Annotated in this window: 9 protein-coding genes; 8 read left to right on the top strand and 1 reads right to left on the bottom strand. The window is 65.0% G+C overall.

The window, feature by feature from the left end; translation table 11 throughout:
* Nucleotides 1–3 precede the first annotated feature (3 nt).
* Together ACFYOW_RS25255 and ACFYOW_RS25250 are read left to right on the top strand one after the other, a co-directional pair.
* Nucleotides 4–795, top strand: coding sequence for an HpcH/HpaI aldolase/citrate lyase family protein (locus tag ACFYOW_RS25255; RefSeq protein WP_387291802.1), 792 nt, complete (start codon nucleotides 4–6; stop codon nucleotides 793–795).
* A gap of 85 nt (nucleotides 796–880) precedes the next feature.
* On the top strand, nucleotides 881–1792 hold the full coding sequence (locus ACFYOW_RS25250; RefSeq protein WP_387291800.1) for a LysR family transcriptional regulator: 912 nt from the start codon (nucleotides 881–883) through the stop codon (nucleotides 1790–1792).
* A gap of 48 nt (nucleotides 1793–1840) precedes the next feature.
* On the opposite strand, the gene ACFYOW_RS25245 is transcribed toward ACFYOW_RS25250, so the two are convergent.
* Entirely contained in the window at nucleotides 1841–2350 is a 510-nt protein-coding gene (locus ACFYOW_RS25245) for an Lrp/AsnC family transcriptional regulator (RefSeq protein ID WP_387291798.1), read from the bottom strand.
* A 272-nt stretch (nucleotides 2351–2622) separates the two neighbouring features.
* Between ACFYOW_RS25245 and ACFYOW_RS25240 the strand changes: the two genes are divergently transcribed.
* From ACFYOW_RS25240 to ACFYOW_RS25215, 6 genes are all read left to right on the top strand, one after another.
* A complete protein-coding gene (locus ACFYOW_RS25240) occupies nucleotides 2623–4953 on the top strand; it encodes a pyruvate dehydrogenase (protein WP_387291796.1) in 2331 nt (776 codons plus the stop codon).
* A gap of 260 nt (nucleotides 4954–5213) precedes the next feature.
* Nucleotides 5214–8444, top strand: coding sequence for a protein kinase (locus ACFYOW_RS25235; RefSeq protein ID WP_387292403.1), 3231 nt, complete (start codon nucleotides 5214–5216; stop codon nucleotides 8442–8444).
* Between the two features lie 433 nt (nucleotides 8445–8877).
* Nucleotides 8878–9489 (top strand): YceI family protein, encoded by a 612-nt coding sequence (locus ACFYOW_RS25230; protein ID WP_387291794.1) that lies wholly within the window; start codon nucleotides 8878–8880, stop codon nucleotides 9487–9489.
* Between the two features lie 96 nt (nucleotides 9490–9585).
* Complete coding sequence (locus ACFYOW_RS25225) at nucleotides 9586–11367, top strand: FAD-dependent monooxygenase (protein ID WP_387291792.1); 1782 nt, start codon at nucleotides 9586–9588, stop codon at nucleotides 11365–11367.
* 799 nt (nucleotides 11368–12166) lie between these two features.
* Entirely contained in the window at nucleotides 12167–12778 is a 612-nt protein-coding gene (locus ACFYOW_RS25220; RefSeq protein ID WP_387291790.1) for a TetR/AcrR family transcriptional regulator, read from the top strand.
* 311 nt (nucleotides 12779–13089) lie between these two features.
* Nucleotides 13090–13755, top strand: a complete 666-nt coding sequence (locus ACFYOW_RS25215) for a helix-turn-helix domain-containing protein (protein WP_357474379.1) — start codon at nucleotides 13090–13092, stop codon at nucleotides 13753–13755.
* The last annotated feature ends 196 nt before the right edge of the window (nucleotides 13756–13951 follow it).

The raw sequence follows: 13951 nt of genomic DNA, 5'->3' as shown, positions 1-13951 counted from the left end.
ACTATGACAAGAAATTCGACAACAAGCGCGACAGGATTCGCTGAGCGGTTACGGTCCGGGCGACAGACCATCGGCTACTGGGTGGTGTGCGACAACCCGGTGGCCACCGAACGGATCGCCATGTCCGGCTACGACTATGTCTGCATCGACGCCCAGCACGGCCTGATCGAATATCGGGGCCTGCTGGCCGGAATCACCGCGATCGACGCCGCGGGCACCGGCACGGCAGCGCTTGTCCGGGTGCAAGCCAACGATCCGTTCTGGATTGCCCAGGCCCTCGACGCGGGTGCCCGCGGCGTCGTCGTGCCGATGGTCGATACGGCGGCTGAGGCCGAAGCCGCGGTGGCGGCCTGTCGCTTCCCACCGGTAGGCCACCGTAGTAACGGGGCCCTGCGCGCGGGGCTGCGAATCGGGCCGTCGCCGGCCCGAGCCAACGCCGAGATCGCCTGCATGGTGATGATCGAGACCGTATCCGGACTACGCAATGCCGCCGAGATCGCGTCGGTTCCCGGCGTCGACGCGATCTACATCGGACCATCGGACCTGCGCCTCGCACTCGGCGGCGCCACCCCCACCGACCCCGCGGTCGACGCCGAATTCGACGACGCCCTCCGCACCGTGCTGAAGGCTGCCGAAGCGGCAGGAAAAGCAGTAGGCATCCATTGCCCGGACGGCGTCACCGCCGCGCGCCGACTAGCCGAAGGCTTCAACTACGTCAGCATCGCCAACGACCTGGTGCACCTGGAACAGGCTGTCAAAAGCCACCTCGCGCAGGTGCCTGACGGATCCGACTAGCCAATGTGCCGAATCACTCCAACCCTGAGACTGAGACCCAGGCCCATATAGACAAAGCCGATGGGGGCTCGTAGCGTGCGGACTCGTGAATCTACGACGGCTTCAATACTTTGTGGCGGTCTGTGAGCTGAAGTCGTTCACCATGGCGGCCGAGCGGATGTTCATCGCTCAACCTTCACTTTCCCAGCAGATAAAGCGTCTGGAAACAGATCTGAAGATCACGCTGCTCGATCGCACGGCGCAGGGTGTCCGGCCCACTCCCGCGGGCCGGGCACTGCTGCCCGTGGCGCAAGATATTCTCGCCGTCGTCGAGAGAGCCGAACAAGCAGTTGATGATGCGCGGACCGGTCGACGAGGCGATCTCGAGGTGCTCACCGTCCGATCGGTGGCCAACGCCATCCTTCCCTCGGGCATCGCCGTCTGGCACGAAAGGTTTCCCGAGGTCGTGCTCGAGATCAAGGATTACCCGCATGCCACAGCGATGGAGGCTGCGTTCCGTGACGGCGAAGGCGATCTGGCGATCGGTCCTCGAACGGGGTTATCCGGCGCCGATGTGGCCTCCATCGGATTCGAAGAACTGGTCCTTGTCGCCGGGCGCGACAGCGGCGTATTAACCGACGCGCCGCTGTCATTGGCGGATCTGAAGGGCCATCAGTGGGTGCTGTTCGACAAGGAGAACGGGCTGACCCGGGTGATCAGAACACTCTGCGCCGCAGCAGGATTCGAACCGCTCGCCGCGGTCTGGACCATGCAGGTCCAGGCCGCATTGGAGCTGGCATCCAGCGGTGTGGCGGTTACGCTGGTCCCCGACAATGCGGTACAGGGGGAATATCGTCGCTTCGCCCGGTCGTTGACACCGCCGATTTACCGCGAAATCTGCGCGTACTCCCGACCCGGTTCCCGGTACATGTCTGATGCTTACGTCGACATCCTCTGCCGAGCCCAGTCGCAACTGTTGGTGCGAGCTGATCTCCCGCACTCCTGTTCCCTCACCTGAGCCGACCACTTGCGGGCGTGCGAGCCTGTCCCAGGCTTCGATGTGGTCTCACCGTGAATCGGGTTGACGTTCGTCCTGCGCGGCACTGGCCAGTGCGGCGACCAACGGATTGATGCGGTAGTCGACCAGTTCGCGCATAACCAGTGCGGTACTGGTGCGTTTAACGCCTTTGATGTCGAGGATCTGACCAGCCACTCGGTAGAGGTCATCCGCGTCGCGGGCTGCTACATGAATGAGCAGATCGGCGACACCGCTGAGTCCGTGTACTTCGAGGACTTCCGGAATGTCGGCGAGTGCTGCCGCGACAGCGGCGAGTTTGCGCTGGGTGACGTTGGTGAGGACAAATGCTTGCAGTGGGTAGCCCAGCGCCAGCGGATTGATGCGCCGCTCGAACGAGTGCAGCGAGCCCGCGGCGTCGAGCTTGCTCAGGCGCGCCTGCACAGTGTTTCGTGACAGTCCGGTCTCGGCGGCAAGAGCCAGCACGGTCGCCCGCGGAGCGTCGGCGAGCGCGAGCAGGATCCGCGCATCGATCTGGTCGACGGTGGGCGTGCTTGGCATTGTGATAACCCCGGTGTAGTCGGAACGGATCCCTCGGATGCAATCTGATCAACTCGAGGTACAAGTATTGCGCAGAAGACGCTGAGTTGCTGCACTGGACGGCAGTTCTGCACAACAGGACGGTCATAGGAGGGCGATCCGCCCGATTCCCGGCTGAATCCCGATTCGGACGCACAACGTCCATGAGCAATCCGGATCCGGTCACTGTGTGCCCCCGACCGAGAGTTCGAATGCGCATGGCCGCAACAAATTTGGTGCGAGGAGAAGCCCCGATGAACGCCCCGGCTGTCGATCCTGAAGCCCAGAGCTTCGGTGCGCCCCCTCCCGAAGCGCTCGAGGCGATTCAGCAACGAGTGCTGTGGCTGTCCACGGCGATGATCCACCATGCCAATCGGGTACGCCCCAACCCGAGCGGGCTCAAGGTCGGGGGCCATCAAGCGTCGTGCGCGTCGATGGTGTCGATCATGACCGCACTGTGGTTCGAGCACCTCCGGCCAGGTGACCGCGTGTCGGTCAAGCCCCACGCGTCCCCGGTCCTGCACAGCATCAACTATCTGCTGGGCGAACTCGACGAGTCGTACATGACCGCATTGCGCGAGTTCGGTGGATTGCAGTCCTACCCGAGCCGGGCCAAAGACCCCGACCCCGTCGACTACTCGACCGGATCGGTCGGAATCGGAGCAACCGCTCCGATTTGGGGAGCGATGGCGCGCCGTTATGTCAATACCATCGGCGGCGACGCCGGCACCGGTCGCCAGTACTCCCTGGTCGGTGACGCCGAACTCGACGAAGGCGCGGTGTGGGAAGCCATCCTCGATCCCGGCATAGTCGATTTGGGCGAGGTGGTGTGGATCGTCGATCTCAACCGGCAATCTCTCGATCGTGTGGTACCCAACATCGCCGCACGCAGGCTCGAGAAGATGTTCGACGCCGCGGGCTGGCAAGTGATCACCGTAAAATTCGGGCAGCTGCTCGATACGCTGTTCGCCCGACCCGGCGGAGCCGAGCTCCGGGACCGGATCCTGGATATGCCGAATCCGGAATACCAACGGCTGCTGCGCTGCAACGCCGACGAACTGCGTACCCGGCTGCCCGGCACCGGGAACGGGAGCACCGAAATCACAGAGCTGATCGCCGGGATCGACGACCAAACGTTGACCGCGGCGATCCGCAACCTCGGCGGCCACGACCTCGCGGCCTTGTCCGCGGCGTACCGGCAGATCGATGACACACGGCCGACCATCATCTTCGCCTACACCATCAAAGGTTACGGACTGCCCATCCAGGGCCACCCCCAAAACCACTCGTCACTACTGAGCGTCGACGAGTACGCCCAGCTGGCAAGCGAATTGGGCATGGACCCCCACAAACCCTGGCAGCGATTCGACGACGGCACCGCATCCGGACGCGTCTGCGCTATGGTCGCGGAACGGCTGCGCCGCGACCCGATCAGCACTGCCCGACCCGCGACGATTCCGTCCGATTTCGGCCGCACTCCCAAGAGCACGGCGACCACGCAATCAGCGCTCGGGCGGGTGTTGCTCGACTTGACCCGGGCGGCGCCCGACGCGGCCAAACGTGTTGTCACAGTGAGTCCGGACGTGAGTTCGACGACCAACCTCGCCGGGTGGGTGAACAAGGTCGGGGTGTGGTCGTCGGCAGAACGACACAACTGGTTCGCCGACGACGCCGAGACAATCCTGCATTGGCGCGAAAAGCCCACCGGCCAGCACATGGAACTGGGCATCGCGGAAACGAACCTCGTCGGCCTGATCGGTGAACTCGGCGCAACCTGGAGTCGATGGGGACAGCCGCTGCTCCCCATTGGAGTTCTCTACGATCCTTTCGTCGAACGCGCCCTCGAACCCTGGTCGTATGGCATCTACGCCGGCGGCCAATCCATACTTGTCGGCACTCCGTCCGGCGTCACCCTGGCCGCCGAGGGCGGAGCACACCAATCCATCAAGACACCCTCGATCGGCCTCGAACAACCGGGCTGTGTCAGCTACGAACCCGCATTCTCCATCGACGTCGAGTGGACGTTGCTCGCTTGTCTGTTCCGCCTCGGGCGGCCGGACGGCTCCTCGGCCTACCTGCGCCTGTCGACCCGGCCCGTCGACCAGACGCTGGCAGCAGTCCCATCGGACCCCGCTGCACGCGAACGCCGCCGCCGACAGGTCGTCGCCGGTGGCTACCCATTGGTCCGTCACGACGACGCCAAGGTGACCATCGCGGCAATGGGCGCGATGATGACCGAGGCCCTCGCCGCCGCAGCACGTCTCACGCACACAGGTGTCCCCGCCGACGTCCTCTGCATCACCAGCCCCGGCCTCCTGTTCCAAGCAATCCAGGCACGCCGAGGCCGAGGCACCGGCGAGACCTGGATTCTCGATCAGCTCTTCCCTTCCGATCGCGCCACCCCGCTGCTCACGGTCCTCGACGGCCACCCACACACGCTGGCTTTCCTGTCCGGGATCAATCGGGTGCGCCACACCGCATTGGGTGTCTCACGGTTCGGGCAGGTCGGCTCCCTCGACGATGTCTACCGCTATCACGGCATCGACTCCGACAGCATTGTGCGCGCCGCTCTCGATCTACTTTGACAGGTGTCGCAAGGGTGCGCCGGCTGAAGCGTCGTTTGAAGCAGTCGCCGGCGCAGGCGGCGAGCGAGGTCCACCGCTTTTCCGGGCGAGGGCGCTCTCGGCTGAAAGCCGACAAGGACGGCCCGTGCACTGTGGTCGGCGATACGCTGGGCATTGTCGAAAGGTAAGCGCATGGTGCCCGATGTTCGTGCACGTATGGAGTGGATTGCCCACCGCTGATGGTCGGCGATGAGTCACCGCGGACCCAACGTGACGTGAATATGCCCGTCTCGGTGGAGTTGAGCGCGTCCGGATTCGAGGACGCCGAAGAGATCGGCCGCGGTGGTTTCGGGGTGGTCTATCGGTGCACGCAGGTGGTCTTGGACCGCACGGTTGCGGTGAAGGTGCTGACCGCCGAGCTGGACGAAGACAACCAGACGCGGTTTTTACGCGAGCAGAAGGCGATGGGTCGGTTGACCGGGCATCCGAACATTGTCACGGTGCTCCAAGTGGGTGTCACCGCGAGCGCGCGGCCCTATCTGGTGATGCCGTATCACCCGTTGGATTCGCTGGACACGTGGGTTCGTCGGCAGGGTCCGTTGCCGGTGCAGACCGTGTTGTGGATCGGGGTGAAGGTCGCGGGTGCGCTCGAGAGCGCGCATCGGCTCGGCATCGTGCATCGGGATGTGAAGCCGGGCAATATTCTGCTGACCGATTACGGGGAGCCGGCGTTGACCGATTTCGGTATCGCCCGCATTGTCGGCGGGTTCGAGACGGCCACGGGTATCTTGACCGCTTCTCCGGCGTTCACGGCACCGGAGGTGCTCGGCGGCGAGACGCCGACTGCGGCGGCGGATGTCTACGGTCTGGGTGCGACCTTGTTCTGCGCGTTGACCGGGCATGCCGCCTTCGAGCGTCGGAGCGGTGAGCAGGTGGTGGCACAGTTCTTACGGATCACCAGCCAGCCGGTGCCGGACCTGCGTGCGGGCGGAATTCCCGATGACGTGGCGGCGGTGGTGGAATCGGCGATGAACCGAGATCCGACGAAGCGGCCGTCGGCGTCGGAGATCGGCGAGGCGATCCGGCAGGTACAACACCACCACGGATACCAGGTGGGCGAGATGGCTCTGCACGGGAAACCGGTTGCAGCCCAAGGGGTGTGGGACCACATGCCGGATTCGGCTCCGCGGCGGATCGAAGAGGGTCGCGGTAGCACTGGTGAGCTGCCGCTCGAGTTGACCAGTTTCGTCGACCGTCGCACTGAGACGGCGGAGATCAAGAACCTGCTGTCGGTGTCGCGGTTGGTGACGTTGGCGGGGATCGGTGGGGTCGGCAAGACCCGGCTGGCGCTGCGGGCGGCGTCGAATGCTCGACGCGATTTCGCCGATGGGGTGCGGATGATCGAGCTGGCCGACGTGCGGGACCCGGTGTTGCTGGTCGATGTCGTGGCGGCCGGTATCGGCCTGCGCGACGATTCGGCTCGGCCGATGCGGCAGGTGCTGCTCGGGTTCCTGCGTTCCCGGGAGATGCTGCTTGTTCTGGACAACGGCGAGCAGATTGTGCGGGCGTTGGCGGAGCTGGTCGAGGAGTTGTTGCTGGGGTGTCCGGGTGTGCGGATTCTGGTCACCAGCCGTGAGCCGTTGGATGTCGCCGGGGAAGTGGTGTTGCGGGTGCGGCCGTTGGCCGTTCCTGGCGCTGGCGGTGCGCTGACGCTGCGGGGATTGCCCAAATACGATGCGGTGAGTTTGTTCGCCGATCGCGCTGCGGCGGCCGTGCCGGGGTTCGCGGTCACCGAGGACAATAAGGCCGCGGTGGTCGGGATCTGTGCCCGGTTGGACGGGTTGCCGTTGGCGATCGAGCTCGCCGCGGCTCGGATGCGCGCCATGTCGCCTGAGCAGATCCTGGAGCGGCTGAGCGACCGGTACGCGCTGCTCACCCGCGGTATGCGCAGCGCGCCTAGGCGGCAGCAGACGTTGCAGTGGTGTATCGACTGGAGCTATCAGTTGTGCACGCCGGTCGAGCAGCGGTTGTGGGCCCGGTCGTCGGTGTTCGCCGGCGGTTTCGAACTCGATGCCGCCGAGCAGGTGTGCGGCGCCGACCTTGCGCCGGAGAATCTGCTGGATGCCTTGTCCTCCCTGGTCGACAAATCGATTGTGAACCGCGACGAAGTGGATGGCGTCGTGCGCTTCCGGATGCTCGAGACCATGCGCGACTACGGGCGCGAGCAGTTGCAAGAGTCCGGCGAAGACCGGGATCTGCGTCGACGACACCGCGACTGGTGCCAGCGGTTGGTGCTGGATTCGGTGGCGGACTGGTTCAGTGACCGCCAGCCCGACTGGCTGGCTCGCGTCGATCGCGAGCAGCCGAATCTGCGGGCTGCCCTCGAGTTCTCCCTCTCCGAGGACAGTGCGGACTCGGCCGATGCCGGGCTGCGCACCGCCAATGCGCTATTCGGGTTCTGGAGCTTTCGGGGTCGGTACGGTGAAGGTCGACGGTGGCTCGACCGCGCCCTGGCCAACCCGGACGCGGGCTCGATATCCGACCGTGTCAAGGCGCTTGAAGCCAGCATTATCATGGCCACGGCGCAGCGGGACCTTCGATCGGCAGCGTCATTACTGGAGCAGGCACGCGACCTCGCCGAACAGGATCCCACTCCCATGAACCAGGCGCTGATCGCCTACGCCGACGGCATGCTGGCGCTTTATCGAGACGACCCCGCTCGCGCAGTCTCCTTCTTCGAGCGTGCCGTGGAGGCGTTCAGCTCGAATAGGCGAGGGTACCTATACATTTCCGCGTTGATGCTGCTCGGTGGGGCCTATACAGCGCAGGGCGATATACCGCGGGCAATCGAATGTCACGAGCAAATCCTGTCTATTACCGAAGAATGCGGTGAATCACTTTATCGGTCGAGTGCGCTGTGGGGGTTGGGCCTTGCAACATGGCTGCAAGGCGAGGGGTCTCACGCGCAGCAGTTGCTGCAGGAATCGCTGCGAGTCAACCAGCGCATGCGCAGCCCAGTCGTAGCGGCGCTCGATCTCGAGGGACTGGCCTGGACCGTCGCCGATGAGGACGGTGAGCGCGCGGCCGTGCTGATGGGTGCCGCGGAGAATCTTCTGCGGTCCGCCGCGTCTGGGTTTGCTGTCTTCCCGGGGGCGACCCACGTTCACGACGAATGCGAGCGCACGGTGCGTCGCACGCTCGGCGAACGACGATTCGATACGGCCTTCCGGCGCGGCCAGGCCATGGAACACAACGCCGCAGTGACCTACGCACTGGGTGAGGCGCCGCCCGCCACCGCGCGCGCTTCGCAACTGACATTGACCAAGCGCGAACGGCAGGTCGCAGACCTTATTGCCCAGGGACTCACCAACAAGCAGATCGCCGCGAAATTGGTGATCTCGCAGCGCACCGCGGACGGGCATGTCGAACATATCCTGAGCAAACTCGGATTCACCTCCCGCGCGCAAATTGCGGCCTGGATCGCGGACGAGGCCCAGCGCGAGCGTTCCTGACCGCACTGATAGAGATCTCGGGCGGTGGTCGTCTTCGCTCCGCGAAAGCCTTGGCCGCCGGGTGCGTGGGCATACGAACCACCACCTTCAGCGGAGGGGGCTGCGGGTGAGGCTTGAAACCGTGATCGGGAGTTCAAAGACGTTCCTGAATCTCAGGGTGTGACCCCGCTGTTGACACCGGCCGCAATAACGGTAACATCGTTGCCGATATGGTGGGTCGAATTCGCAACTCGCTCAGGCTGGAGCGACTGTCCGAAAAATCCGTCGACGCAGTCGCTGTCAGGGTCGACCTAGCTGGTGTCGACCCGGCTGCATGTGGCGGGCCGCAACGCCCCTGTCTTGATGAGAGTCTTGGAACAGTGAAATATGTTGTCGCCATGCCATTTTCGGAATGCATTCACGCACGCACAGGTTCATCGGATCGGTTGTGGGCATGAGCACTGGTGATCGAGCGCACACCGGGATGGTGGTTCGCGCTGGTGTCTGGAAACTCGACCCGACAACCGCGGACATCGGGTTCTCCGCCCGCGGGCTCTGGGGGCTGCTCCCGGTCTGCGGCCGCTTTCGCCGAGCTTCCGGCTCGATAACCTGGAGTCAGGATGGAACCGCCACGGTTCTGCTGGAACTGCACGCCGCTAGCGTCACCACCGGTATGCGGATGCGAGACCGGCATCTGTGCGGGCCCGAGTTCCTGGACGCGCGAACGCACCCGGTGATTTCGTTCCATGGTCATGCCGTCAGTCGCGGACGCACCCGACTCGAGGTGCAAGGCAAGCTGACCGTTCGCGATGCCACGACCGAAATGCAACTCGATGTCGAGCTTGCACCGGACGGCCCCGAACTCGTCGCCGCGACGGCCGCGCGGGTGGACCTGTCCGCCTATGGTATCGGGCCACGATTCGGCATCGTCCGCCGCAATATCGACCTCGAGATCCGAGGCCGCCTCATCCCCGCCGCCACGTCGATGCTCACACCGCGTATGCAGCCGACCCGTACCGACGATGGAGTGCTCGACCTCGGCGCGCAGCACAACACCGAGCGTTGACCCAGAGAACCGGAGAACAAAGATGTCTCAGTCGACCCCCCGACCCGGCACGGCTCAGGAGACCACACCCGAGAAGATCAACGTCGAGACGCTGCCATGCCCCAGGTGACCATCGTCGGCGCGGGCTCGACCGGATGTACCTTGGCATTACTACTGGCCCGCTACGGTATCGCCAGCACCGTCCTGGAACGCCGTACCGAGGTGTTGAACCACCCGGCCGCGACGATTTTGAACGCCCGCTCACAGGAAATTTGGCACCACGCCTCCCCGGAACTGGCCGGGCGGATCGCCGCCCTGGCACCGCCGCCCGAGGAGATCGCCACGATCCGGTGGTACACCGATCTGAGCAGCCCGCGACTGGGTGAGATCGACCTGCTGGCCTTCACCGAGCGGGTGGAGCGCGTCAAGAGCCACAGCCGGTTCCTCATCTCACACATCGGCCAGCAGCAGCTCATGGCGGTCCTCTGGGACGTCGTCGACGCTGATCCCCTCGTGAACGTCCGGCGAGGCGTCCAGGTACAGCGCGTCAGTACGACGCCATCGGGCGCGACGGTGCGGGCGGTAGCCGCAGACGGTGCCACCGAGGAGATTACGTCGCGGTTCGTGGTCGCCGCCGACGGCGCGAACAGCGCTGTGCGCGACGCGCTGGGCATCGCGATGCGCGGGCCGGTGCTGGCCAACATGGCCAGCGTCTTCTTCAACGCCAAGCTGTTCTCCGACGGCACCCGCCCGCTGCTCAGCTTCATCTACTCCCCGGCGTTCTGCGGCATTTTGGTAGCACACGCTGACGACAACTACGTGTTGATGACCCCGTACCTGAGCGAAAAGCAGGAGATCGCCCGGGACGGGCGCGGGTTCTGGGCGCGGACGCTGCCGCGGGTGATCGGGCGTGAGGAACCGTTTCGGATACATTCCACCGGCACCTGGACAATGACCAGCCAGATGGCCGAGACCTTCACCAGCGGCAATGTGATCCTGGCCGGTGACGCGGCCCACCGGTTCCCGCATACCGGCGGGTTCGGCCTCAACAGCGGTGTGCAGGACGCGCACAATCTCGCCTGGAAACTGGCCGCGGTATTCGAGGGCCGCGCACCGGCCACGTTGCTGGACAGCTACGAACCCGAACGACGGCCCGTGGTGGAACGCTTCGCCTCGCAAAGCGTCGCCAACCACTTCAATCTCGACGATGTCATGGATGGACTGACCTCGGGCAACCGCACCCTTGCCCGGGTCACCCGCACTTTTGCACACCCTCTCGTCGATCGGCTCCCTGCGATGATCACACGGCGCGTCGCCGACGGCATGATGAAGCTTGCGATGCGGCCGACCGCGAAACTATTGGGAGACAGCGCATCTGCGCGCGACCGGCGCGAGGCAGTCGAACGCCGGATACCGGGCCAGATGGAAGAGTTCGCATCCACTGGGCTCGAGTTCGGCTACGCCTACTGCGGGGGTCTCATCCGGACCGAGCCGACGCCACAGCCGATGCACGGTGAAGGCGTAATGGAATACCGGCCGACGACGTGGCCCGGTGCCCGTCTGCCGCACGCCTGGCTGGCCGGTGACGGCGGCGTCGTGTCCACCCACGACCTGCTCGACCTGCGTGACTACACGCTGTTCACCCCGGAGCCGCAGACCTGGCGCACCGCCGTCTCCGCCGCGATGCCCGTCACCGTGGTGGGCCTGGACGCCGCAATTGCCGACCGGCAGCAGATGCTCGACCTGTTCGAGGTCGGCGAGCACGGTGCCGTCCTGGTCCGACCCGACGGGCACGTCGCCTGGCGCACCACGGCCCGCGCATCGTCCGGCGTCGCGGAACTCGAGCAGACGGTCAGCGACCTAACGATCTCCACCGCGCCGGAAAGCGCCGCACCCTGATCACTCTCGGCCCGCGATTCGCACCTCAGCTGCGATAGGTACTGTGCGAGCCACGGAGATCCCGCGTGCCGCCGCCTGCATCGCCGGAATGACTGTTCGGGCTTCGTCGTCATCGGGCACGACTGCCGGCAACGCCGCCACGACCCGCCCACTGTCAATGGCAGGCGAATCGCCGATGTCCAGGTCTGCTTGGTGTCGTTGCCGGAAGGGGATGCGGAAGTAGCCGCCGGTAACGTGTGCGGTGCCGAGATCGGTGGGGTGGATGAGCGGATGCCGTCGTATGGCAGCGGATTGCGAGGCGGGGTGCCGCTGGTCCAGTCGAGTGCGTCGAGTACTGCGCGGTCGTGGATGCGTCCGGCGGTGCCGAGGGCGCACATGCTGTAGACGATGCCGGGGCGTTGGGTGTCGCGACCTGCCGTGGTGCGGTGCGTAGTTCGTGCACGGGTGTTTGTGGTGGGATGACCGGTGCGATCAGCACGACAGCCACCACCCGTCGGCAGTGCCGAGGTGTTTGGTTCAGGATCGCTGGATCATGTTGTGGGCCAAGGGGTTACCTCCGTGGTCGTGGGCGCTCGACCGCACGACCCGTGGTGTGGTGTGCTCGGCCGCACCGTCGGGGCGTGAACGATTTCGGGAGCCATCCGACCACCCCGAAGAGGCGGCGCCCACCATCCATGGCAGCGTGGATGATCAGGGAAAATTGGATTCCCGGTCGCGGCGTGTGCGAGGCACCCCGTGCGGCGGGGCGGAATTGGATCGAGCATCGGGATTCGGCGGTGTCGGGGGCGATTCTGGCTCGGTGACTACATTCTGTGAGGTGACCCAGCAGCGCAAAGCGCGTAGTGATTCCGCGCAACGACGCAAGCAGATCGCGGTGGCTGCCCTGCATGTTTTGGGTGAGCAGGGCATGCGTGGTTTCACCCACCGGGCAGTTGACGCCGCAGCCGATCTGCCTACCGGTTCTGTCAACTATCACGCGCCGACACGGGAGCGGTTGCTCGAACTCGCGGTCGAGGAGTTGTTCGTTCAGGACATGGCCGTCGCGCAGGAGTTGTTTTCTGGCGGACAGCAATGGTCGGCGGCGGCGATCACCGCAGCAGTGACCCAGTTCATCGATGCGATGACCAGAGCGCAGGCTCGCTATCGTGTGGTCGCGCGTCACCACTTGGTGGGCGCGAGCCGGACCAACCCGGTTCTGCGCGACAAATTCGAGCAGCAGCGCGCGGCGTTCGTGCGGTTCGTCCAGGATCGTTTCGCCGATGTCGGGCATCGGCCGAACGCCGCCGCGGCTGAATTGTGTGTGATCGTCATCGAGGGACTTATCGATCGACAGGTTCACTTCGAACAGTCGGCACTGGATCCGGCAACCATCACATCGATCGTCGAAATGGTCGAAACTTCACTGCCCTAGAAATGATCATGCTCGAGCTTCGTGATCGACCGCGACATCGCCACCTGCCGATATTGGCGCGCTCATATGAGCGGCGTGATGTGTTCTGGCACGCCGAGCAGCGCTTTTCCGTAGGTGTCCGCGGCAGGATGACCGCGGGCCGGGCGGCTACGTCGGAGTCACGCCCTCGCTGCGCCAGCGGTGCGAAGGCCGCTGTGAGTGCGATGTTTCACAAGTTGAATCTAGGTCAATGAAATAGAATCAATTTGTTTCTGGATCGGGAGGACGCCGATCGGGGGAGGGCAAGGACCCGGCGGAGGGGAAGGATGTCGATGGCCGCCACACGGGCCGGTACTCGCGGAACAGCGCGAGCTGCGCAAGCCAGTGAAACCCGCCAACGGTTACTCGATGCGGCGGTACGGCTGTTCGCCGAGCGCGGCTATGACGAGGTCGCCGTCGCCGACATCACTGAGGCCGCGGGGGTCGCCCACGGCCTGCTGTATCACCACTTCGGCAACAAGCGCGAGATCTACCTCGCGGTTATGCGTCAGACCGCCGAAGAACTGAACGCATCGTTGGTGCTGCGGCCGGACCTGCCCCCGCAGCGCCAGATCCGGGAGGCGCTGGCGTCGCATCTGCGCTATCTCGCTGCGCACAAAGGTTTGTCACTGCGGTTGATTCTCGGTGGTCGCGGCGCCGACCCCGAGGCGTGGGCAACGTTCGAGGATGCACGGTGGCGGGCCATCGAGTGGCTCGCCGCGGTAGCCGGGATGGACCCCCAGCGTCCCGCGGTGCGCATGACCGGGCGCGCGATCGTGGCGGCCATCGACGAGGGTGCCGCGTACTGGTTGGACGACGGCGAAACCTTCGCGGTCGAGACCGTGGTCGAATGGATCATCCAGCTTGCGACATCGGCCGCACGGGCTGCGGCCTTACTGGATCCGAGCCTGGACATCGATGCCGCCCTGGCGAAGGTTTTCGTTCATCCGATGTTGTGAGACCTGCCCGGTCGGTCACGCGGCGGTGACGCGCCCGCCGCGTCGATACCGTCGAGTCGCCTCACCCGGCGCATTCCCAGCCGTCGATCTGCTGGCTGCTTCTAGGCGGTGATGGCGATACCGCTGTTACGCCGCGTAGCTGCCGGTCCAGTGCTAGCGCTGCCCACGCTCGCCGGTGATCAACTACTCGCTTCGC

Origin of the sequence: Nocardia sp. NPDC006982, from assembly GCF_042869435.1 — a bacterium.
Lineage (GTDB): Bacteria > Actinomycetota > Actinomycetes > Mycobacteriales > Mycobacteriaceae > Nocardia.
This window is presented reverse-complemented; position numbering and strand designations above follow the sequence as displayed.